The sequence below is a fragment of the Halobacteriovorax sp. HLS genome (genome assembly GCF_004006665.1).
Classification (GTDB): Bacteria; Bdellovibrionota; Bacteriovoracia; order Bacteriovoracales; family Bacteriovoracaceae; genus Halobacteriovorax.
Window position 1 is genome coordinate 276,120 of sequence record NZ_QOCL01000014.1, and the last position, 23,029, is coordinate 299,148.

The window sequence follows — 23,029 nt, forward strand, 5'->3', positions numbered from 1 at the left end:
ATTGAGTTAGTTCTTAAGTTATTTTTGACGATAAGTTTAATATGTCACTGGCCAAAAAAAAGATATGTATTGTTGATGATGATAAGGGAGTTCATGAATTTCTTTCTGAATATATACGCTCCATTAGCAAAGAGGTCGTTATCACCCATGCTTATAATGGGCATGAAGGTTTAGTTAAACTTGATGGAATTAAATTTGATTTACTTATAACAGATTTGAATATGCCTCATATGAAAGGAGGCAATATGCTTAAACATGTCCTCAGGTTAAATAAAAACTATGTTCCAGATAATATTTTAGTTTTCTCAGGACTAATAGATCCAAATGAAATGGAACCAAGTAAGATTAAAAACCTAACTTATATGAGTAAGCCCTTTGATGAAGGTGATTTTAATGAATATCTAAGGCGAACCATTCGTTTAAAGTCTTCATATAAGTTTGATGATGTTGTAGATCAGAAGTACCTAGTTCCTTTTGTTGAAGCAGTTAAAGAAGTTTCAAGACTAAGTTATAACTTAGATATTCACTTTTGCACGGCTACGAATATGGATAGAAGAAATGAAGCTGAATATGAACTAGCAGCGACTGGTAATTTTCAAGGAGATAACTTTCATGCCAGCTTTATTCTTAGTATGGATAAACAGACATATTTCTCTTATATAAAGTCTGGTAAAGGCCATGATTTTACAATTTTAACTGAAAAATCGGTGGAGCACTTTAATACTTTATTTAAACAGATTGTAGAGTTTACTCAAAGAAGGCTTTATGAATTAGGAGAAAAAGTAAACTACACAGTCTCTGATGTTATTTTTGGAGAGGATGTAAAGCTTGTTAACTTTTTCAAGGGAAAGAACTTTATTTTAGAGTTTGAAGCAAAAGGCCGACCATTTTACTTAGAAATAGTATTGAAAAAATCTTACCTATAGTTTTGTCATCTGAACCTTTTTTGTGCATTATATATGTATCAATTCAAGAGGTGAAATCATATGAAATTTGTTCTGTTTATCGTGGCCACATTACTTTCAGCTAATATCTTTGCTAAGACTGAGAAAGAAGTTATGCAAGAAGTTGCCCAGAGTTTTGTAAAACTTATTCCTTACATGAGTAATGTTAAGAAATTTAAAGAAAAAGAAAATGAAAAGGAGATTAAAGATAGACTTCAGTTCATTTTGAAAGCTTTTAAAAGCTCCGGTCATGCTGGTAAGTTTACTAAGACTGAATTTAAAGCAACATATAATGTGATGATTGAACACCTTGATGAAACCATTGAGAGCTTTGATACTAATCATAAGGTTTTTGCATATAAGAAATTAAGATCAACTGGTCAGTTATGTATGTCATGTCACAATATGATTAGTGGTGGTTCAAGATCTTTTGTTAAAGAAGTTTCAAAAGTTAAAGCAACAGATTTTACGACAGCATATGATCACGCTGAATTTCTATACTTGATTAAAGATTATAGAAAAGCAGAGAGAGAGTACCGTAAGTGGACGGACTTTGTAGCTGCCAAAATGACTTCAAAAAATACTCTGGCAGATGATATGATCTTTAAAGCTGCCATTAAAGTTATGGCAATCAATCTTGCTATCTATTACACTCCTAAGAAAGCGAGACAGTATCTTGATCGCACTCTTACAAATAAGAATATTACACCAGCGCTAAGGCAAGAGTTTAAGGATTGGAATGATAGCTTGATTCCTTGGATGAATTGGAAAAGGCCATCGACAATTTCTAAGAAATTCTTAACTGATTTTATTAAGACGAAGCTAACTCCACTTGAAAATGAAGGCGAAATCCTGGCCGATAGTAAGAATCTGCCTGTGTTAATTATTGCAAGAGGAGTGATGGATAAGTATCTTAAGAGCTCTGTAAGTGATGATAGCGTAGCTCTAGCAATGTATTGGAAGGCCGTCTCTGAGAGATTGATTGGGTTTTCATACTTCTATTCTCTGGCCGATATGCAGCTAAGGGCCTGTATTACTGACTATCCTAAATCAAAGGTTGCTAAGAAATGTTACCAAGAATTAGAAAAGCAAATGGTTCTTGGTTATAGTGGTTCTGCTGGAATTAATATTCCTAAAGATGTACAAGAAGATCTTTCGAAACTTAAGTCCCTAATTTCACAGTAGTAAATAAGGCTTATGGGTTAAAACTAACCCATAGGCCATTGAATAAATTTCAATTCACTGGCCCTTTGCACAATTTTGTCGTATATAAGTTCAACATAATAAATATCAGGTTAATAATGTCCTCTGGATCTATTAAGTTCGCTAGTAAACGTCTAAGCTAACCCAGTTACTTCAAATCATTATAAACCTGATGAAATTCAACCAAAGGTGAATAATGAATTTTTCTGACATGAATCTGCCAGAGACGCTTCTGCGTGCTCTTGAGGCAAAAGGCTACACAACTCCAACTGAAATTCAGGAACAAGCGATTCCTCTTCTTCTAGAGAAGGATACTGATTTTGTTGGTCAGGCCCAGACAGGTACTGGTAAAACAGCGGCTTTCTCTCTTCCACTACTTGCTAAGATAGATACTAACTGTGGTGATGTACAAGCAATCGTATTAAGTCCAACGAGAGAGCTTGCTAATCAAATTTGCGATGAGATGAACTCATTTTGCAAGAATACTAAAATCAAAACATTAACTGTGTATGGTGGTGTTCCACTTGATGGACAAATAAGAGTTCTAAAAAGAGGTAGACCACAAGTTGTTGTAGGTACACCTGGTAGAGTTTTAGACCTTATTAAAAGAGGTGTATTAAAGCTTGAGCATGCAAAGCTAGCAGTTCTTGATGAAGCTGATGAAATGCTTGATATGGGATTTATTGATGATGTTAAGACAATCCTATCTGAACTAGGTGAGCAAAAAAATACTTGGATGTACTCGGCTACAATGCCACCAATAATTCTTAAATTAATTAAGACATACTTATCGAATCCTGAAGTTATCAAAGTTGAAGCTAAGACACTTTCTAATGAAAATATCGAACAAAAATATTTTATTATTAGAAGAGGTTACATGGGTGAAGCAGTTTGCAGAATCTTAGACTCTCTTGATGATTACTATGGAATTATTTTCTGTAGAACTAAGATAGATGCTAAGAGACTTGCTGATGAATTTAACTTCAGAGGTTTTCCTTCTGATTCTCTTCACGGAGATATGTCTCAAATGCAAAGAGATCTAACGATGAAGGCATTTAAGAGAAAGAAAGTTAAACTTCTTGTATGTACAGATGTTGCAGCAAGAGGAATTGATGTTGATAACTTAACTCACGTTATTAACTATGGGCTTCCACAAGATCTTGAGTCTTATGTTCATAGAATAGGTCGTACTGGTAGAGCTGGAAATAAAGGTGCTGCATTAACGATTATTGAAAATAACGAAAGAGGTCGTATAAGAATGTTGGAAAGACATACTAAGGCTAAAATCGAGCAAGGAACACTTCCATCAATTGATGATATTAAATCTAAGCTAGTGAAGAAAGAAGTCGCGCGTTTTGAAAAAATCTCAAGTGTTATTGAAGATGGTGCGAAACTTGATAATAGCTTTTCTGTATTCTCAGAGTCTATGGATCACCTAGAAAAAGATGCACTATTGAAGCTAATGTTCACATATATGTTCAAAGAGAATATGGATCGTTACAATAAGCAAGAAAGTATAGAACAACCTGCACGTGGTGATCGTTCTGTTAGAAATGACAGAAATGATAGAAGAGACCGTGGGGACAGAAGAGATCGCGGAGATAGAAGAGACCGTGGTGATAGAATGGATAGTAGAGGATCAAGAAGTGATCGTGGCGCTGCCAGAACAAATGGTAGTGCGAGATTCTACTTTGGAGCCGGAAAGAAGCACGGGATAGATCTCAAAAAACTTCTTGAATCAGTCTCACATGCAACTGGTGTTGAGCAAAGAGATATAAAGCAAGTAGATCTAAAAGATCAATTCTCTTTCTTTGAAGTTGCTGAAGCTCATAAAGAGAAAGTTCTTTCTGTTACGAGTATCGCAACTGGAAATCATGCAGCAAATCTTGAACTAACGAGAAACGCAAGACCTGAAAGATCTTATAACGGATCTGATAGACGTGGCGGATATAGTAGAAATTCTTCAGGTTCTAGAGATGGAGAATCTTCTAGAAGAGGTAACTTTAGAGGAAATAGAAGACCAAGCTCTTCTAACTCGGAAGGTAACTCGCAAAGGTCAAGCCGTTACTAGTTAAATGAACGATGAAACCTTTGATGTCATAGTAGTTGGTGGAGGAGCGGCAGGTTTAATGGCCGCTTCTGTATCAGCAAATAGGGGATTAAAAACCCTCGTCTTAGAAGGCAATAAGATTCTAGGACGTAAAATTTTAATTTCAGGTGGAGGAAGGTGTAACTTTACTAACCTCTACACTGAATCTAGTAATTACCTATCTAAAAACTCCCACTTTCACAAATCGGCCCTTAAGAGATTCTCTCCGTACGATTTTTTAGATTTAATTGATAAGTATAATATTTCTTATTTTGAAAAAAAAGATGGTCAGCTCTTTTGTAAAACGTCTGCAAAAGAAGTCATTTCGTTACTTGAGAAAGAGTGTTTAAGAGGTCAGGCCCAGATTGTTCTTTCTAGTAAAGTGCATGATATCCAGAAAAAGGATTTGTTTCACGTAAGTTCTTCTAAGGGAGATTTTAAGGCCCGTAATATTGTTGTTGCAAGTGGTGGACTTCCAATCTCAATGATAGGAGCGACAGACTTTGGGCTAAAGGTTGCGAAATTTTTTGGTCATGATATTGAAGAGACTTCACCGGCCTTAGTTCCATTTACTTTGGAAGAAAGTCTTCTTTGTGAGACATCTAAGTTATCAGGAGTTTCATTAAGAACAAAGATTAAAACAGATCATAAAGCCTTTGTTGAAGATATTCTATTTACCCATAAAGGGCTGAGTGGTCCAGGAATTTTACAAGCTTCTTTATATTGGAATAGAGCTGAAAAGGTTAGTCTAGACTTTTTACCAGAGTTGAGCGAAGAGGACTTGCTTAAGTCTTTTCAAAAAAATTCTAAGAAAGTAATAGATTCTTTTTTAAAGATTCATCTGCCTAAGAAATTTGTCGATTTCTTTTGTCGTTACGAGGCTTTGTCATTAACAAAGAAAATGGCCGAATATTCTAAAGATGAGAGAATGAAGGTTATTTCTCAATTGAAAGACTTTTCTTTTAGACCATCTGGAACAGAGGGGTATAGAAAAGCAGAAGTAATGAAAGGCGGAGTATCAACTGATCAAATATCTTCTAAGACAATGGAGAGTAAGATTGTTAAAGGACTTTTCTTTGTAGGGGAAGTTGTAGATGTTACTGGAGAGTTGGGAGGATTTAATTTCCAATGGGCCTGGGCATCTGGTAATGCCGCAGGCCAGAGTATTATTTAAGCATTATATATAAATATGGTTTTTGTACTCTAAAAGTATCACTTTCAGACTTTTTTAATTCATCAAATATTTTATTCTTTATATTTAAGAAACTGGCCTTAGCTTTGTCTATTCGAATAGATACTCTTTTCTTATCATCTTCGAACTCTGTTTTACCTTCAATTTTAACTTTTGCATTCATTCCAATATCAACTTCTGCAACCATATTAAAAGACTTGTTAGAAATAGTAATAGTTCCATTCTTTACTACGGTAGTACTTGCTCTAACTCCGGGGAGTTCTTCTAGAATATTTAAAATCTTTCGAGAGGATGAAGTTTTGAAATAAGTAAGATTAACTTTTGAGTTAGTTAGGCATGCATCCAGAACTTGATGACCATAATTTTCAAACATCCTAGCTTTACTACAGTTTACATTAAGGCCTCTTAAGGCTGTATCTGAGTATTCAACAACTGAATTAAATGTACCTATGGAAGCAGATAATCTTCTACCCGATGTTACATAGTTTAAGTCCTTCCAGTTTCCAGTATAGATATCATTTATAATTGCAGGAGGATTTTCAAAGTAGTATTCTCTATTATTGAAACTAAGTAGATAGCCCTTTTCATCGCCCTGAAGAGTCACTTCAATCTTTGATTTATTCTGTGTTGGAATAATGAGCTCACTAGCGGTGGCCCTTCCATCTGGCTTATCATAGGAGCCTGTAAAGTCTGTTATTCTAACGGTTGTAAAGTCCGCAAGAGCTAATGGTGCGCTAAGAAGCATGAGCCCTAGTAAGGTCTTTTTCATTATGTTCTCCAAATTATTTGTGTTCTTATAGTCATATTCGAGAATTAAAGAAGAAAACTTGATAAAAAGCGAAACTATCAATTGTTGTAGGGAAGATTTTTCTTTAATATAGATATATCGAATGGAGATTAAAGTGAGAAAAATTGTTTTTACCGGAGGAGGAAGCGGTGGTCATGTAATGCCAGCGATTACTCTTATAAAGAAATTAAAAGAATCGGGAAACTGGGACATATCTTATATTGGTGGGAAGAATGGAATCGAGAGATCACTTATTTCTGAATTTGATATCCCTTATAAGGCCATATTTACCGGTAAGTTGAGGCGCTACTTTTCATTTGAAAATTTCTTAGATCTTTTTAAAGTTGGACTTGGTTTTTTACAATCCTTTTTTTCATTTATTTCTATGCCTTCTAATACTTTAGTTTTCGCTACTGGTGGTTTTGTATGTGTTCCAGTTGTAATCGCGGCAAAGTTAACTGGTAAGAAAGTATTTATCCATGAGCAGACAAGTAGAGTTGGTCTTGCCAATAAAATATGTTCTAAATTTGCAGATACTATTTTTGTAAGCTTTGAAGAATCAATCGAGTTCTTTCCTAGGTACAGAACAAAGGTCTCTGGTTATCCACTTCGAGATGAATGTTATAATACTCATATAGAAACTAAAGAGATTCAAGGATTCCCTTTAATATCAGATAAGCCTCTTCTTTTTGTTACCGGAGGAGGAAATGGCTCTCTGTTACTTAATAATCTAATAAAATCAGACCTTGAAGAATTAAACTCTCGATTTCGAATAATTCATCAAGTAGGGAAGAACTTTATCGAAGAGTTTTTGCCTTTTAAATCTGAAGATTACTTACCTGTAGCTTTTGTTGGAAGCGAGATGATTGATATTATGAAATCTAGTGAAATTGTCATTTCTCGCTCTGGGGCAGGTACTGTGTGTGAGCTTCTTGCTTTAAAAAAAAGAAGTATATACATACCTTTAAAAATTGCCCAAAAGAATGAGCAGTTTCATAATGCAATGGAAGCTCATCGGAAGTTAGGTTCGCTTGTAATAAGTGAAGATGAATTGCCCAATATGTCTATTATTGAGATTTTAGACTTATTTGATAAAGATAAATCCGAACATTGTGATTATACAATTCAAAACGGAACAGAGTTTATCTTGGACGATATTAATTGCGCCCTTTGAAATTGATAATAAATTTTAAAAGATCCATTCTTGAAATCGACCCTATGACTTCTCTATTTGATGTTACAACTGGAGCAAGCTTCAGTTTATTTTGAGACATATAGAGAATAATTTCTTTTAAGTGTAAGTTTTCAGAAATAGTGAAAATGCTTTGAGAAAATGTTATTTTTTCAGATTTGTCTCTATGACTAATTTGGATAAGTAGATCGGACTCTGAAATGAAACCAATGGCCCTATTATTTTCATCAACAACAGGGGCGCCACTAACTTTAGCTGAGTCAAGAATGAGAATGGCCTTTTCTATACTGAAATTCTTAGAAATTTTAGTAACTTGTTTATTCATTATCTCAGTTGCAATTATATCACTGAGTTTTTGTGTTGATACTTCTTCTATCTTATCAATAGGATACATACTCTGACCCTTCGCGCGTTGTTGTCATTTGATTACATTATTATAATATAAGTCGGGATGAAAAATAATCTTAAAATAAGGATGTTTTATGAGATTTGTCATTTACCTAAGTTTAACACTATTTATTTTATCTTGTTCAAACTCTAAAGATTCAAACCTTTCACAAAATATACCTAATAATTATACAACTCCTGTTCTTGCTGAGAACTTTTCAATAATTGGAGATTACAAGTCGTTATGGCCAGAGTCTTGGACGCAAATAGTTTATGAAGCTCTAGAGAGTCAAAATAGTGAGTTGCTTCATATTTCTCCGTCAACTAGTGACTTGGCATTTCTTAGTTGTCAAAATTATCATGAATTCTCTCGTGCGCAGAAAAAGAAGTTTTGGACAATTTTTTTAGCCTCAATTTCACACTTTGAGTCCAGTTTTAATCCTAGAACACGTTATTGGGAATCTACTATGAATAAATATTCAGAAGGACTTTTTCAGTTAAGTGTTGATGATAGTGCGAACTATGATTACTGTGATTTAAGCTCAGACACTATTTTAAACCCTCTTGAGAATATTTCTTGTGGTGTGAATATTTTAGAAAAGCAACTAAGAGGAGGCTACTCAAGAGAGCCGGGGAGACTCTTTCCTCCACGTTCATTTTATTGGTCAGTTTTAACTTCTGCAAAATCTAAGCAAAAGGTTCGTTTATTTTTTAAAAAAAGGGCGAGTAAACATTTAGAAGAGTGCTCTAGAAGTATATAATAAGTGAAGCTTCATTTATCCAGTTCTTCTTGTAGCGTTTATAGTCTAAGTTTAAAGCGTAGTTTTTAAATGGAATATATCTTAACTTTGAACCATAGCTATAGGTTTGCTCAACGTGAGCTGGGAATCTCCATTTGTAATCTCCAAAAATACCGATGTTAAGCTTATCCATAGGTCTGAATATAATCTCGGCTTCTGGTCCTACTCCAAATCTAAATCCATTATGGGAGAGCTCTTTGTGTAAATCTAACTCTGAAGTAAGTAGTGCAAAGGCCTTAAAATATTTCGTAAATATTGAAGTACCACCACCAACTTGAAAGGTTGGGGCTTGGCAAGCCGAGCAGCCCGAATCATTTATAGCTCTACTTCCAAGTTTAAATCTCCAAGAGATATTTGAGAAATACTTCTCAATAGGACTAAGAGAGATAACATTTACGATATCTATAAAATCGAGCTTAAGTTTTGAGCTATCATTATAATAATTAAACTTCATATGCCCCATTTCCATTGTTGCTTGAGGGTTTTGGCCATCTTGAGGATCATAGAAGTCATGAAGTGCAAATCGATAGGAAAGAGTTTCGTAAGTTTTAAGAGATTTATTCTTTCCAACTCCAAGCCAAAATCTTCTTGAATCATGTCCAAAGTCTGGTCTTTGTTTATGAGGAGTTGGAATCGTCTCAATAGTTGTTTGAACTTCAGTTTCACTTCTCGCGATGAGAAGTTCATTCTTCCATTTTAATGCCTCAGGTTTTTCAAGTAAAATATCTTCGCTATGTGTGAAGTCGAGATAGTCGATTGCTGTATCTAAAATTTTTGCCTGTTTCTCTTTACTTAGGCCCTGAACTGGATTGGCTGTTTTTTCTTTAATAACTTTTTCAAAAAACTGTTTTTCATCTTGCATTAGGCGCTGTACAGATTGTTTCGCTTTTCTCATTGTAGATGGTCGATAACTCACTCGTCTTACAAGACCTGGTGTCTTTCCTAGAGTTTTAATGGTGTCTACAGGAATAACAAAGCTAGGATTTCTCTTAGAAAGATTCCATTTAGGATTAGCAACATCTAAAAGGCCAAGCATATGGTATGAGCAATTTTCAGTTAGGTAGTAATATTGAAAATATGTTTGTCCCATTTCCCAAATATGAGCAACGATCATATTAATTTCTTTTTGAGATAAATTAAGGTCATAACTCCAAAGATCTCTTGATTCAAAGTCGTTGTACTCTCTTACTTTATAGAAATATGGCATTGAAGCAAATTCTCCACGAAAGCCTCCAGCAAAGCCCATCACTCCGTAGAGAAGAGAGTTCGTTGTTGTGACAACGGCGGAATAGTTTATTGCGTAGTCAAGTAGTTCAAAGTTTTGATCTTCCTGATCAGTATGTCTAATATTCTTATTTATCCTCATTAATGTATGGCCAAATGCCGAAGCCGGAGTATCTAAGAAATAAGAAGAGAAAACGATGGATATAGATTTTGCTGAAAGTTTATTTTTAAATTTGTTATATCTAGGACAAGATACTTTAAATTTTGACAGATTAATTAAGCCTTTGCTTTCGAAGAAAGTTGCTCTTGCTGGAAATCGACATAAAGGATGCTCGTCAGAGCTTAAGTTCTTGTCCTTTTCAATGGCCTCAATATTTGCAATTAATTCATTTTGAGGATTTGATTTTCCGTCTTTAGAAAAGAAGAAAGTTTCACCGTCTGCCTCTGAACTAACTCCTCCAAAGAAATTTGAACGATAATGCATGAGGTTTAGCCAAGTTGGGTCATCATAGATTCTTTGTTGATCTATTTTTTCTCTCATGTCTTTTGAGATAGTAGCAAATGTTGGAAGTGATATTAAAAGAGTGAAAAGTGTTAATTTAATCATGGAAAAAAGAGTAACACTGGAAGCATGATGCTTCCAGCGGATTACGAATCAAAAATTAGATACAAGCTTTATTTGCTTCAATTACATTTCTGATAGACATGTCAATTTGACCTGCTTCAGCATTTTGAGTAGAGAAGATTGTCTTGTAGTTTTTTTGTAGAGCTGAACCAACTGCATTGAAGTTAGTACAACCATACATTCTTGTTAAAGAAGCAAGAGTAGCACCTTGTCCACGAGCGATGTCGTTAGAAAGAGCAACTTTGTTAGCTTTGATGAATACAGCGTTAGCTTGTCCACCAGCACCGTCTAGCTCACAGTTAGAAGTTCCAGAAGTCATACCAAAAGTATTGTTACCAGATAGACCGTTAGTAGTCGCTCCAAGTACTTGGTGTACAAGGTTTGATCCATCAGTAAAAAGTGTAGAACCTAGTCCACAACCTTGTGCTTGGTAAGAAGCTGCATTTGCTGATGCTGTCATAAGAGTTCCGGCCATAAGACCAAGGATAATTTTTTTCATTAATTCCTCCGTGAAAATGTTAATGAATTTATATTTGATGATATAAAAATAGCAGAGGATGGCCTCTGCTACAATGAGAAAAATAAACTAATTTTATTAATACCTGACTAGATTCTTAGGATATAGCCACGTGATTTAATAGTTTTGATATAAGATGAGAAAGGTTTTAGCTTCTTTCTAAGATTTGATAGGTGAGTATCAATATTCTGGTTTTGAACGTGTACATTAGGCCATAGAAGGTTTGTTATGTACTCTCTACTAAAGATCTTATTAGGACTCTTTGCAAGTAAATGAATAATTTTGAACTCAATTGGAGTTAATTGGATTTTCTTTTCTCCAACTTGCGCCATTTGGATTTCAGTATGAAGAATAAAGTCTCCAAAAGAAATTTTATCTTCTACAGGTCTTGTTCCTTGTTTTGTTTGAATCTTATTTTTAATTCTTGCAACAAGCTCATTTAGAGAAACAGGCTTAACGATAAAGTCATCACAACCAAGATCCATTCCTTGAACAACAACTTCTTCAGAAGGGTCACCAGTTAAGAAGATAACAGGAACTTCTGGATGAGTGTCTCTGAATTTCCCATATAACTCGAAACCATTCATATTTGGCATATGAAGATCAAGAAGAACTAAGTCAGTCTTCTTAGTGCTTAGATAGCCAAGAAGTTCTAGAGGATTCTGAATCAGCTCCAGATTAAAGTTTGTTTCTAAAAGTTCCTTGTAGCTCAAGAGATTATCTTGAACATCATCTACGATTGTTACATGCATTTTTTCACCCATAATTTACTCCTAAGAGTACCTTGTTGTATGCTACATAATAGTTGAGCACGTTCTTAAGGTTTGTTAGCTAAGTTACCTTATTTGTATCTATTTTTATGCTGAATCCGGATTCGTGTCAATTAATTTAGTTTTTATTTATGCAAAAAATATGTAATCTTAAGGTTAAGGAAAAGTTAATGACACAAGTAATTAATATCTCAAATTGGAAAAATAAGTTGAGTAAATTCGCCGGAGATAGAGATTGGGGCCAATTTCATACACCAAAGAATCTTGTGATGGCCATGAGTGTAGAATGTTCAGAACTATTAGAACATTTTCAGTGGCTGACAAAAGAGCAAAGTGAAAATCTTGAAAGTGAAAAACTTGAAGAAATAAAAGAAGAGATGGCCGATGTTCTTCTCTACATGATTCGTCTAAGCGATGTATTAGATGTTGATTTAAATGATGCCATGGAAGAGAAGTTTATTAAGAATGGACTTAAGTACCCCGCTGAAAAAGCGCGAGGTACGATGAAGAAGTACGATAAATTATAGACCTAGAAGACCTTCTTTGAGTCCTTCGTCTTTGGCGTTAATGAACCAGACTGAAAGCAAGGCCTTTGAAAAATCTTGTCCACTAATCTTGTCTTTCTTCGCTCCTGCTATAGTTGACTCAACACCATCTGCTAAGAAGTTAAACTCCATAGTTTCTTTCTTTTTTACATCTTTAAAGTAGGTGTAAAATTTTTCCATTCTTTCTTTGAGAGCTGGGTGTTTCTCTTTTGGTAGAGCATTCTCAAACGCTTCTTTCCAGCCATCAATCAGGTCTTTTGCATCCACATCTCTAACAAATGTCATAATGATTTTCTTAGGAGAAGAGTCTTGTAGAAATGAATTGTAGTCAGAAGATTTCTTCTCCATATAGAAGGCGCCTACATATACTTTTACCTTGATCCAAGTGGCCTTTCTTGTGGCTATTCCATTTAGAACTAATTTTTTTCCAGCGAGTTCAACTGAATCTGGGTGACTTACACCATCAAGTTCAGCGCTGATAACTGAAGTAGAAATAAGAAATGCCAACGTTAAAATGAATCCTTTCATTTTTTCTCCTAAGATAATAATTTATGAACTTTATAAGTATGAAGGGATTTAAGGCGTTTTGTAAATGAGCAAAAAAAAGCCCTCTAAATAGAGGGCCTAGTTTAGTTTTGAATTACTTCTTCTCTCCACGAACAACTTTTCTTTTGTTGGTCGCAAGTTCTTTCTTTCTGATTCTGATATTTAGTGGAGTTACTTCAACCCACTCATCTTCATCGATCCAGTCCATTGCCCATTCAAGAGTTTTTGCAGGTACAGGAGGAAGTACAATATTTACATCCTTTCCTGCTGTTCTCATACTTGATAAATGCTTTTCTCTAACACAGTTAACATTTGTATCATTTACTCTTGTATGTTCACCAATAACCATACCTTCATAACACATATCACCTGGCTCAACGAACATCTTACCGTTGTTAAGAAGGTTAAAGAGTGCGTAAGGAGTGATTTTTCCAGCTCTGTCAGATATGATCGCACCATTTTGACGTGCAAGCATGATTCCCGCATATTCACCGTATCCAAGGTATTCAGAACTCATAAGTCCTTCACCCCTAGTATCTGTTAAGAATGTCGATCTATATCCAATAAGACCACGAGATGGAATTCTAAATTCTACTCTTGTTCTATCTTCACCGATTGGCATCATATTTCCCATGATCCCTTTTCTTATAGAAAGTTTTTCTGTAATTGGACCTGTACAATCTGAAGGGATATCTAGAACAACATTTTCATATGGCTCAGTTTTAGCTCCATTTTCGTCAGTCGAAAAAAGAACTTCCGGTCTTGAAATCATAAGCTCAAACCCTTTTCTTCTAATTTCTTCAAAAACGATGGCAAGTTGAAGCTCCCCACGTCCTTTAAGCTTTAGAACTTTCGGGTCATCCGTATGCTCATACTTAAGAGCAACGTTTAATCTACATGCTTCTTGTAATAGTTCTTCTAGCTTTCTAGAAGTAAGGTATTCACCTTCTTTACCAGAACCTGGTGAAGTATTAACTGAACAGTTTACAGAAACTGTAGGTGGCTCTACTTCAATTCTTTCAAGAGGAGCGATATCTTTTGTCGAACAAATTGTATCTCCAATTTCAGATTCAGCAGAACCTGCAACAATAACAATTTCTCCTGCACTAGCTGAGTCAACTTCTTTAAATCCAATTTTGTCATAAACTTGAATTGAAGAAACTTTGAAAGTCTTATTCTTCGCGTCTCTGTCACAACGTACAAAGTTTTGGTTCTTTGTGATAACACCTCGACCAATTCTACCTACAAATAATGGTCCTAAGTATTCTGAGTAAGAAAGGTTAGTTACTAGTAGTCTAAGGTCCTCTCCCTCTTCAACCTGAGGTTGTGGGTAAAAGTCAGAAACGATAAAGTCTAGGATAGGGAACATATCACTTCTTTTTTCAGCTGGGTCAAGAGTTGCCCAACCTTCTTTTGCAGAAGAATAAATAATTGGAATATCTAAATCGTAATCTTCTAGTCCTAATTGATCGGCCATTTCAAGAAATAGATCTTCAATTTCAGACTTAACTTCTTCAATTCTCTCATCTGGTCTGTCGATCTTATTAATAACAACACCAATTTTAATTCCTCTTGCAAGTGCTTTAGATAGAACGAATCTTGTTTGAGGTAGAGGACCTTCTGCAGCGTCTACTAAAAGTAGAACACCATCAACCATCATAAGAGATCTCTCAACTTCTCCACCGAAGTCGGCGTGGCCAGGAGTATCTAGAAGGTTAACTCTAAAACCCTTGTAATCGAAAGCACAGTTTTTAGCTGTAATTGTAATCCCTCTTTCTTTTTCAATGTCACCAGAATCCATTACTCTTTCAGCAACTTTTTCTCTTTCACCAAATGTTCCAGATTGTTTCAATAGCTCATCAACGAGCGTTGTTTTTCCGTGGTCAACGTGGGCGACCACAGCAATGTTTTTAAGATTAGACATACAACTTCCTATAGGTTATGATGCTTGTTGTTAATTTTTCAGTAAATTTTCATTATACTAATACTTGTTAACTGCTTTGTAACTTAAAGAATGCATTATGATTCAATTGAATAACATTTCTAAGTCTTTTGGGGGGCAAAATCTCTATGAAGACATTTCATTTACACTAGGAAGTAAGGAACGAGTAGGCCTTGTTGGTCGAAATGGTAGCGGAAAATCAACACTTTTTAAGATTATTACTGGTGAGATGGCCTATGAAGGTGGAAGCGTTAATATCCCAAAAAATTATAAGATTGGTTACCTCTCCCAGCATCTTAAGTTTGAAAAAAATACAGTCTTAGAAGAATGTATACAATCTTTAAGCGAAGAAGAGAGATTTGACCACTATAAGGCTGAAAAAATCCTCTCAGGGCTAGGCTTCTCGCAAGAAGAAATGCAAGAGAATCCTTTGAAGTTCTCGGGAGGATATCAGATTCGTATTAACCTTACAAAATGTCTCTTAGAAAACCCTAATCTTCTACTGTTAGATGAGCCTACAAACTATTTAGATATTATGTCTCTACGTTGGCTTCGAAGCTTTCTAAAGAGCTTTGAGGGAGAGGTTATCCTGATTACCCACGATAGAGACTTTATGGATGATACAGTTACTCACACTATGGGGCTAACAAGAGGTCGTTTAAAAAAGATTAAAGGTGATACCGTAAAGTTTTACGAACAACTTCTAGAAGAAGATATGCTTTATGAACAAACTCGTTCGAATCAAGAAAAGAAGAAAAAAGAGTTAATGGCCTTTGTTGATAAATTTAGAGCAAAGGCCTCTAAAGCAACTCAAGCACAGTCAAGATTAAAGCAACTTGAGAAGATGGGGAGTATGAATGAGCTTGCTAAAGAGGGGAGTATGGCCCTTTCTTTTAGACATATTCCTTGTCCTGGAAAAACTATTTGTACCGTAAAAGATGTTTCATTTGGTTATGAAGAAGAAAACCTCTTTAGTGGTGTAAATTTTGAAATAAAAAGAAATGACTGCATTGGTATCATTGGTAAAAATGGAAAAGGAAAATCGACTCTATTAAATGTTATAACAGGTGAGTTAAAAGCTAGAACTGGTGAAATTCAATATCATCCTTCAGCTAGTATTGGTCACTTTGGTCAAACAAATATTAAAAGACTTTCAGAGAATAATACAATTGTAGCAGAGGTTACTGCAACAAACCCTGAGCTGACAAATACAGAGGTGAGAAAGATTTGTGGCTCGATGATGTTTGAAGGTGATTTGGCAGATAAGAAAATAAGTGTTCTTTCCGGTGGCGAGCGCTCTAGGGTAATGCTTGGAAAAATTATTGCTCATAAGTCTAATATTCTCTTTTTGGATGAGCCTACGAACCATTTAGATATGGAGTCAGTAGAGATTCTTTGCGAAAAGCTGGAAGAGTTTCCAGGTGCTATTGTCTTAGTTACTCATAATGAAATGTTACTTCGAAGACTTGCAAACCGACTTGTCGTTTTTAGAAACTCTCAAGCGCAATTATTTGAGCAAGGGTATGATGAATTCCTAGATAAGATCGGTTGGGATGAAGACGAGTTGAGTGAATCACAAGGAGAAAACGTAGCTCCTTCGAAGAAAAATAAAAAAGAAGATAAGCGCTTAAGGGCCGAGCTTATTCAGCAACGTAGTAGAGCGACAAAGGAGCTCAAAAAGAAGATGGATAAATTAGAAGAGGGGATCTTTAGCAAGGAAGAAAAGGCCGAAGAATTAAATGAGCAGCTTATTAGTGCTAGCACTAGTGGAGACGGGAAGTTGATAAATGATATTTCTCAAAAACTAGGAGTCTTACAAAAAGTCTTAGATATGGAGTATCATGAGCTTTCTTTAGTTAGTGATGAGTTTCATGGGATTTTGGATGAGTTTGAGCAAAAACTTTCCTTTCTAGATCATTAAGTTCTTGAAATTAAAGGCTAGTTAAGAAATTAAGTTTAAAAAATTACCTTTAGAATATTTTGGTTATGTAGGAAAATATTTGCCATGAATAATGATCAAGAAAAAATACTTCTAAGCTTTGCCGAATCATTTTCACTGACTCCAAGGGAAGGTGAAATTGTTGGTCAGCTTCTTTTGCAAATGACTTCAACTAAGCAAATTTCTGACTCTCTAGGAATTAGTACTTCTACAGTAAGAAATCATTTTGAAAGTATTTTTAGAAAAACAGGCTGTGAGAATAAATGTGAAGTAGCAGTATTACTTTACAAGCAGCTGTTAACTAAGGTGCAAGACTTTAAACCTTTTGGGAGATCTCCAAAAGTTATTGTTGTTGATGATAATGAGGTAATGTGTGAGCTCTTAGCAACTAGCTTAGAACCTTATGGAATTAATATCACTGCAGTTACAGAGTCTGAAAAAGTATTAGAACTCCTTGAGGTAGATCGTTACGATTGTATTATTTCTGATATAAGAATGCCTTCAATGGATGGAGTGGAGCTATTAGAAAGAATTAGAAAGACACATCCGATTTGGCCGTTTGTTATTCTAATTTCTGGGCATCATGACTATGATATGGATGACTTACTCAATCATGGAGCAGTTGCATTCGTTCAAAAACCTTTTAAGGTTGATGAGTTATATTCTTTAATATCAGCTTACTATATTGATGATCTCGTCGAAAGAAATCGTGCCATGTTAATGGATAAAGATGTTCTCTATGATTTTAGTGAAAATACTATTGATCTATCGCAGGTTTCAGTAGGTGCAGGTGGAATTTTTATATCCTTTGATAACTCACCTGAACTAAGAAGTTCTGTTGTAGGTAATGTATATGACTTCTCTCTAAAAGTTAGTGATCAGATCAATGCTGTTCAAGTTGCAGCAGAGATTGTTTGGAAGAAAGAAGAGAATATCGATACTCCAGGAGTAGGTATCAGATTCTTAACTATGACTCCTCAAATAGACTCATATATTAAGAAGCATATTTCTAAGAATAAGATTCAAAGCTTTATTCCTAATAATTAGTGACCAGTTCACTTGGCGCTATACTTTATCGAAAATAAAAGGATTTTATCTAAAATCAGTAGTTTATGTCCGTCTTTTTTTTCCACATATAAAAATATTTAGTAACGAAGTAAAATATTTCGGAGAGACTTTTTACCTAAGAGTGAGAGAATGAAGCTAATTAATCTATTTCTGTTATTTGCGTTGATATGTTTAGCTTCATGTGAGCCTCCTGCCCAAATGAATAAGGTTCAACTTGGCGAGTGGAACTCTGACGATAAGAATGAAGGTTTGTCCGATGAAGAGTGGCAAAGAAGTATGCGTGATCTTTCTGATGGAAATAGAACTATCCCTTCATCGTCTGAAGTAACTTCTCATATTGACTCTTTCTTAACCCCTGCAAATGATTGTTATAATTATTTTAATCCAAGTGATTCGATAAGCAATCCGGCTTCTAAGGGGGCGAGAACTGTTCTTGCTTCGTTCTATCAGTCTTGTGCGGCAATTGATAATGTCATCACTTCTAGGGTAAATACTCTAAAAGGGGTTACTTCAGTTAGAGTTGCCGATGGTAAGTGTGGTGTGAAATCTAGAAGAATTAGAAAAATATATGATAGAGATGCTTTTATTAAATCTCATATTGTTTTAAGTAAGCTTGATAATGACCCAAGCTACCCTGGTCCTGGCTGTATTGATAAGAGAAAGGCCCCACCTGTTTATGGATATTGTTCAACCACCAATGTGAATTCTAAGGGAGAAGCTAAATTATCCCAAAAAGGAATGGGTGTTGCTAAGAGCTCATTACCAGCTTCAGGAATTGACTGTTCAGCTTTTATTTCATTGGCCCTAGGCTCTCAAGGTTTAAAGGTCTCTAAAACGGATGATAAATTTAAAAGATATACAACAACAGGTTTTGCAGGAGCAGCACAGTCTTCTAAGAACTCATGTTTAAAGAGTCCAGTTTTTAGTGAAGAAAAATCTATTATCCCTGGAGATATTATAAACTACAGAGCAAGTCATGTGGTAATGATAGACGCTGTAGGAGAAGACCCTCTTGGCATTGATAAATTTTCTAAAACTTCAAACTGTGGTGCTATTACTATCGATGCATTTGATTTTACCTATATTCACAGTGGGTTGACTGGTGGAAATTACGGACCTTCTAGGGTTCATGTAAGTGCCCATAATGGATCATCAAGTACAATGTTTAATAATCTTGTACAGCTGGCAAGAAAGGCCTGTGCTAAGAAAGTAAAAGGAGAAAAAGAGCTAGGCTCTGCTTCAAAGCTACATTCTAGCAATGCGAGATTCGGACTTCTAAGGCATCAGTCTGATGATCCTCGTTGTAGAACTGATAAGAAAGTTAAAATTGAAGGTCAGTCTTGTATCGACCAATGTGTAGAGAAAGGTAGTTAAAATGAAAGTTAAAGTATTTCTTTTATTGTTTATTTTTTCGATTCCAGCTTTAGGATTGGTTTGTCCCGATGGAATTAGTAACGAAACGATAGCAAAGGAGCTTATTGCTGTTGAACTTTCTGGTGTTCGAGTGAGTGATATGGCCGAAAGTTACTGTCTAAAACAATCAGCTCACCCTCATATTTTAGTAACTCATGAAGAAGCTGTTGAAGAAGAGAAGTTTGCTAAGTACTTTGTAAAAACTGATGTTGAGATTGAAATCAAGTCGTTAAAAGAAATAGATAAGGATACTGCTACATTTAAAGTCGAATACGAGCTTCAAGGTAGTGATGAAAAAAATAAGCCTGTCAAAATAAAATCATCATTAACTTTTATGAAAAACTCGAATCCTATAGTTCAAAAAACTTATGGATGCGCATCTATTTTAGAACCACCACAAGAAATCACTCTTTATAAGAGATGTAAGAGATAAATTTTCAACGTCGCCAACTATGAAATTTCTTAACAAACTCTAGCAGTTTTTCCGGTTTTCTTTCACTTTTCCATGCGCCAGCAAGATACTTATTTGCTTCACCCATAGTCGGGTATGTGTGAATTGTTGAGAGAATTGTGTTAAGACCATAATTATTTTTCATCGCGCTGATAAACTCAACAAGTAAGTCACTTGCATGATTTCCAACTATGGTTGCACCAATTATTTTATCTGTTCCAGGTTTGGTTAAAACTTTAACAAAACCATGATCTTCACTATCTGCTATAGCTCTATCAAGATCATCAATCCCATACTTAGTTATCTCGTATTCTATTTCCTGGGCTTTGCAACTCTGTTCATTTTGACCAACTGTTGCGACTTCTGGATCAGTGTAAGTGGCCCAAGGAATAACACTATAGTCGACCTTAAACTTTTTAAATATTCCAAAGAGACCATTTACGGCACAATACCAAGCCTGATGTGCAGCAGTGTGAGTTAATTGATACGGACCCGTAACGTCTCCACAGGCGAAGATATTTGGATAGTTTGTTTGTAGATATTCATTAGTCTCGATAGTTCCGTTATCTCTCAATTTAAGAGCTAGGTTCTCTAGACCGAATCCACGAGTGTTTGGCTTTCTTCCTACTGCAATAAGAACTTTATCAAATTCAATGATAATATCTTCTCCGTCAATCTCACAGGTTAGCTGGTTTCCACTAAAGCTCTTCGCTCTATGGTTAATTAAGACATCTATACCTTCGTCTTCCAATTTTTTATGAATAAGAGTTGAGACATCAGGGTCTTCTTTCATCATTACTCTAGAAGACATTTCGACTATTGTTACTTTTGACCCTAGCCTAGAAAAGGATTGGGCTATTTCTAATCCAATTGGTCCTCCACCTAAGACAACAAATCTAGCCGGTAAATCTTCAAGATTCCATAAAGTATCAGATGTTAAAAAGTCAGTCGTTTCAATACCTGGAATTGGGGGAATAAAAGGACTTGCTCCCGTGGAAATAGTAATACTTTTAGTCGTTAGCACTTTTCCATTAACTTGCACTTCCCAAGGGGAGAGAATTTTTGCTTCACCTTGAATACAATCAACTCCTAATTTTGAATATCTCTCAATTGAATCATGGGGTTCAATTTTAGTAATGACACTTTTTACTCGATTCATAATTTCTTTAAAGTCGAAATCGATTGCAATGGAGCGGATACCAAACTCATTTGCACGTTTTGAGTAATGAATTACTTTGGCAGATTTTATTAGTGCTTTTGAAGGAACACAGCCAGTATTAAGGCAATCTCCTCCCATTTTATGCTTCTCTATAAGAGCAACTTTTGCATTAACTGTAGCGCCGATATACGAAGTCACAAGACCTCCTGCTCCAGCACCAATTGAGATCATATTGTAGTCATAGCTCTTAGGTCTTTTATGATTTTGATAGACTTTATTAGCTTTAATCTTACTTATGAGAGCTTTAGCAAGTAGAGGAATAAAAGCGAGAAGTGTGAATGAAAATATCAATGAAGGACTCAGTATTCCTTTTAGTGAATCTATTTTCGATAACTCAACTCCTGCGTTCACATAGACAATTGTTCCAAGTAACATTCCTATCTGAGAAACAAAGAAAAATGTGAGAATTCTTATCGGGGTTAGTCCCATTACTAAATTAATAAGAAAGAAAGGAAAAGCTGGAATAAGTCTTAGCGTAAAGAGATAGAACGCTCCATCTGTTTTTATTCCTTCATTAATAACTTTTAATTTCGTGGCGAACTTTTCTTGTACATAGTCCTTGAGAATAAATCTTGCCGCTAAGAAAGCTAAAGTGGCGCCTATTGTGCTAGCAAACGAAACTATAAGTGTACCCTTTACTAGACCAAAAATTGCTCCGCCTGCGAGGGTAATAATGGTTGCTCCTGGTAACGAAAGGGCCGTCGAAACTATGTAGATACTCATGTAGATGAGAATCATTTTTGAAGGGTTTTCTTTATTAAAATTTACTAGATCTGATAAATTTGATTTTAAATAATCTAAACTAAGGTAATTAGTAACGTCAAACTTCCATGCAACGATAAATAGAATAATGATAACTAGGACGAGAGTCCCTTTTTTTAAAATAGGTTTCATGAATATCCCTTAAGATTATTTACTAACTAATAGTTTAATGATTTAGAGTCATGTTACAATCATTTCTTCTTAGGAATATGAATTAGTGATACGGAGTTCATGCAGTATCTTAATCCTGTAGGGTCTGGACCATCTTCAAATACATGACCTAAGTGAGCGTCACATCTAGAACAAACTATTTCAACTCTTTTCATGCCAAATTTCGTGTCAACATTTTGATTTACTGCGGACTTATTAATGACATCCCAAAAACTCGGCCAACCCGTTCCAGATTTATACTTCGTCGAAGCGTCAAAGAGGTGCTGTCCGCAATTAGAGCAGATATAAATACCATCTTCTTTATTATCCCAGTATTTTCCTGTGAAAGATCTCTCTGTTCCGGCCTCTCTAGTTACAGTGTATTGAAGGGGAGAGAGAACACTTTTCCAATATGCTTTATCTTTTGATTTCCAATCAACTTTGTCTGAGTCAATTTTCGAAAGATGACTTGCTTCATAATCAAAGCCTTCATTTGCAGCAGATTTCTTGAATAGGCTAAACATTGTTCCTCCAGCTAGGCATAAGGCAATAATAATATAAGAAAGCTTTTTCATAATAACTCCGTGATCTCTACTATAAGTGTAGATTGTTATTAAAATGTGACAAGCTTTTAGTCTACTATGTCTAATATACTGTTTTTATTGATCAGTTCTTAGACAACCTTTTTTTCTTATAAACTTTTATTCCGATCATAAGTATAGCGGAGAAGGCCAAAAGACCAACGACACCATAAATCATAGAGACCATATCTTGCAGGATAATTAAGAAAACAATTGCAAATAGAAAGATAGTTGCTACTTCGTTCCAAATTCTTAGACCATTAGACGACCAAGAGTATGAGTCATTTTGTAATGCTTTAAAAATAAGATGACACTTAAAGTGATAAAAATAGAGAAATATAACAAAGATGATCTTTGCTATCATAAATGGGTGATCAGTTAGAGGCATATAAATATGTAGTAAGCTAGGGCCTAAGATTAACGTTACAATTGCTGAAGGCCAAGTAATTCCATACCAAAGTCGCCTAGACATTATCTTAAATTGGTCGGTAAGAATTGTTTTCTTTGGTTCTTCTAATTCGCTACTTTCTGTTTGATAAATAAATAAACGAACGATGTAAAAAAGCCCCGCAAACCAAGTTACAATAAAAATAATATGTAGAGCTTTTAAGTATGGAAATGATGACATTTTTATTCCTAGATCAATAGTTTAAATAAATATATCATTTCTCTGACAGAAAAAA

General features: G+C 35.1%; 21 protein-coding genes. 11 read left to right on the forward strand and 10 right to left on the reverse strand.

The window, feature by feature from the left end:
• Nucleotides 1-41: 41 nt before the first annotated feature.
• The 4 genes from DPQ89_RS15340 to DPQ89_RS15355 all read left to right on the forward strand — a co-directional run bounded on the left by DPQ89_RS15340 (nucleotide 42) and on the right by DPQ89_RS15355 (nucleotide 5,410).
• Complete coding sequence (locus DPQ89_RS15340; protein WP_127717915.1) at nucleotides 42-926, forward strand: two-component system response regulator; 885 nt, start codon at nucleotides 42-44, stop codon at nucleotides 924-926.
• 60 nt (nucleotides 927-986) lie between these two features.
• Entirely contained in the window at nucleotides 987-2,129 is a 1,143-nt protein-coding gene (locus tag DPQ89_RS15345; RefSeq protein ID WP_127717916.1) for a hypothetical protein, read from the forward strand.
• A gap of 214 nt (nucleotides 2,130-2,343) precedes the next feature.
• A complete protein-coding gene (locus tag DPQ89_RS15350; protein WP_127717917.1) occupies nucleotides 2,344-4,218 on the forward strand; it encodes a DEAD/DEAH box helicase in 1,875 nt (624 codons plus the stop codon).
• Nucleotides 4,219-4,222: 4 nt separating this feature from the next.
• On the forward strand, nucleotides 4,223-5,410 hold the full coding sequence (locus tag DPQ89_RS15355) for an NAD(P)/FAD-dependent oxidoreductase (RefSeq protein ID WP_127717918.1): 1,188 nt from the start codon (nucleotides 4,223-4,225) through the stop codon (nucleotides 5,408-5,410).
• Here DPQ89_RS15355 and DPQ89_RS15360 read toward each other — a convergent pair.
• On the reverse strand, nucleotides 5,403-6,197 hold the full coding sequence (locus DPQ89_RS15360; RefSeq protein ID WP_127717919.1) for a hypothetical protein: 795 nt from the start codon (nucleotides 6,195-6,197) through the stop codon (nucleotides 5,403-5,405). The genes DPQ89_RS15355 and DPQ89_RS15360 overlap by 8 nt on opposite strands.
• A gap of 133 nt (nucleotides 6,198-6,330) precedes the next feature.
• Here DPQ89_RS15360 and DPQ89_RS15365 point away from each other — a divergent pair, with 133 nt between their 5' ends.
• The gene (locus DPQ89_RS15365) at nucleotides 6,331-7,389 is read left to right on the forward strand and encodes a UDP-N-acetylglucosamine--N-acetylmuramyl-(pentapeptide) pyrophosphoryl-undecaprenol N-acetylglucosamine transferase (RefSeq protein ID WP_164848466.1); all 1,059 of its coding nucleotides are present in this window, start codon (nucleotides 6,331-6,333) and stop codon (nucleotides 7,387-7,389) included.
• Here the strand turns inward: DPQ89_RS15365 and DPQ89_RS15370 are convergent.
• Nucleotides 7,373-7,801: an HPP family protein gene (locus DPQ89_RS15370; RefSeq protein WP_127717921.1), complete on the reverse strand. Its 429-nt coding sequence runs from the start codon at nucleotides 7,799-7,801 to the stop codon at nucleotides 7,373-7,375. The genes DPQ89_RS15365 and DPQ89_RS15370 overlap by 17 nt on opposite strands.
• 88 nt (nucleotides 7,802-7,889) lie before the next feature.
• Between DPQ89_RS15370 and DPQ89_RS15375 the strand changes: the two genes are divergently transcribed.
• Nucleotides 7,890-8,555 (forward strand): transglycosylase SLT domain-containing protein, encoded by a 666-nt coding sequence (locus DPQ89_RS15375; RefSeq protein WP_127717922.1) that lies wholly within the window; start codon nucleotides 7,890-7,892, stop codon nucleotides 8,553-8,555.
• Here DPQ89_RS15375 and DPQ89_RS15380 read toward each other — a convergent pair.
• The 3 genes from DPQ89_RS15380 to DPQ89_RS15390 all read right to left on the reverse strand — a co-directional run bounded on the left by DPQ89_RS15380 (nucleotide 8,542) and on the right by DPQ89_RS15390 (nucleotide 11,724).
• Nucleotides 8,542-10,425, reverse strand: a complete 1,884-nt coding sequence (locus DPQ89_RS15380) for a DUF4105 domain-containing protein (RefSeq protein ID WP_127717923.1) — start codon at nucleotides 10,423-10,425, stop codon at nucleotides 8,542-8,544. The genes DPQ89_RS15375 and DPQ89_RS15380 overlap by 14 nt on opposite strands.
• Nucleotides 10,426-10,480: 55 nt before the next feature.
• A complete protein-coding gene (locus tag DPQ89_RS15385; RefSeq protein WP_127717924.1) occupies nucleotides 10,481-10,942 on the reverse strand; it encodes a DUF3015 family protein in 462 nt (153 codons plus the stop codon).
• 107 nt (nucleotides 10,943-11,049) lie between these two features.
• A complete protein-coding gene (locus DPQ89_RS15390) occupies nucleotides 11,050-11,724 on the reverse strand; it encodes a response regulator transcription factor (protein WP_127717925.1) in 675 nt (224 codons plus the stop codon).
• A gap of 176 nt (nucleotides 11,725-11,900) precedes the next feature.
• Here DPQ89_RS15390 and DPQ89_RS15395 point away from each other — a divergent pair, with 176 nt between their 5' ends.
• A complete protein-coding gene (locus DPQ89_RS15395) occupies nucleotides 11,901-12,257 on the forward strand; it encodes a nucleotide pyrophosphohydrolase (RefSeq protein WP_127717926.1) in 357 nt (118 codons plus the stop codon).
• Here the strand turns inward: DPQ89_RS15395 and DPQ89_RS15400 are convergent.
• Nucleotides 12,252-12,803: a chalcone isomerase family protein gene (locus DPQ89_RS15400; protein WP_127717927.1), complete on the reverse strand. Its 552-nt coding sequence runs from the start codon at nucleotides 12,801-12,803 to the stop codon at nucleotides 12,252-12,254. The genes DPQ89_RS15395 and DPQ89_RS15400 overlap by 6 nt on opposite strands.
• A 112-nt stretch (nucleotides 12,804-12,915) precedes the next feature.
• Entirely contained in the window at nucleotides 12,916-14,745 is a 1,830-nt protein-coding gene (locus DPQ89_RS15405; RefSeq protein WP_127717928.1) for a GTP-binding protein TypA, read from the reverse strand.
• Between the two features lie 97 nt (nucleotides 14,746-14,842).
• On the opposite strand from DPQ89_RS15405, the gene DPQ89_RS15410 reads away from it, so the two are divergent.
• The 4 genes from DPQ89_RS15410 (at nucleotide 14,843) to DPQ89_RS15425 (ending at nucleotide 19,616) form a co-directional block, all read left to right on the forward strand.
• Entirely contained in the window at nucleotides 14,843-16,684 is a 1,842-nt protein-coding gene (locus tag DPQ89_RS15410; RefSeq protein WP_127717929.1) for an ATP-binding cassette domain-containing protein, read from the forward strand.
• Between the two features lie 84 nt (nucleotides 16,685-16,768).
• Nucleotides 16,769-17,749 carry a response regulator gene (locus DPQ89_RS15415; RefSeq protein ID WP_127717930.1) on the forward strand — a complete coding sequence of 327 codons (981 nt, stop codon included), beginning with the start codon at nucleotides 16,769-16,771 and terminating at the stop codon, nucleotides 17,747-17,749.
• 150 nt (nucleotides 17,750-17,899) lie between these two features.
• Nucleotides 17,900-19,144, forward strand: a complete 1,245-nt coding sequence (locus tag DPQ89_RS15420; protein WP_127717931.1) for a hypothetical protein — start codon at nucleotides 17,900-17,902, stop codon at nucleotides 19,142-19,144.
• 1 nt (nucleotide 19,145) lies between these two features.
• Nucleotides 19,146-19,616, forward strand: a complete 471-nt coding sequence (locus DPQ89_RS15425; protein ID WP_127717932.1) for a hypothetical protein — start codon at nucleotides 19,146-19,148, stop codon at nucleotides 19,614-19,616.
• 4 nt (nucleotides 19,617-19,620) lie between these two features.
• Here DPQ89_RS15425 and lpdA read toward each other — a convergent pair whose 3' ends face one another.
• From lpdA to DPQ89_RS15440, 3 genes are all read right to left on the reverse strand, one after another.
• Nucleotides 19,621-21,747, reverse strand: coding sequence for a dihydrolipoyl dehydrogenase (gene lpdA / locus DPQ89_RS15430; protein ID WP_127717933.1), 2,127 nt, complete (start codon nucleotides 21,745-21,747; stop codon nucleotides 19,621-19,623).
• A gap of 59 nt (nucleotides 21,748-21,806) precedes the next feature.
• Nucleotides 21,807-22,289: a peptide-methionine (R)-S-oxide reductase MsrB gene (msrB, locus tag DPQ89_RS15435; RefSeq protein WP_206611190.1), complete on the reverse strand. Its 483-nt coding sequence runs from the start codon at nucleotides 22,287-22,289 to the stop codon at nucleotides 21,807-21,809.
• Nucleotides 22,290-22,431: 142 nt separating this feature from the next.
• Nucleotides 22,432-22,974: a CopD family protein gene (locus DPQ89_RS15440; protein WP_127717934.1), complete on the reverse strand. Its 543-nt coding sequence runs from the start codon at nucleotides 22,972-22,974 to the stop codon at nucleotides 22,432-22,434.
• Nucleotides 22,975-23,029 lie beyond the last annotated feature (55 nt).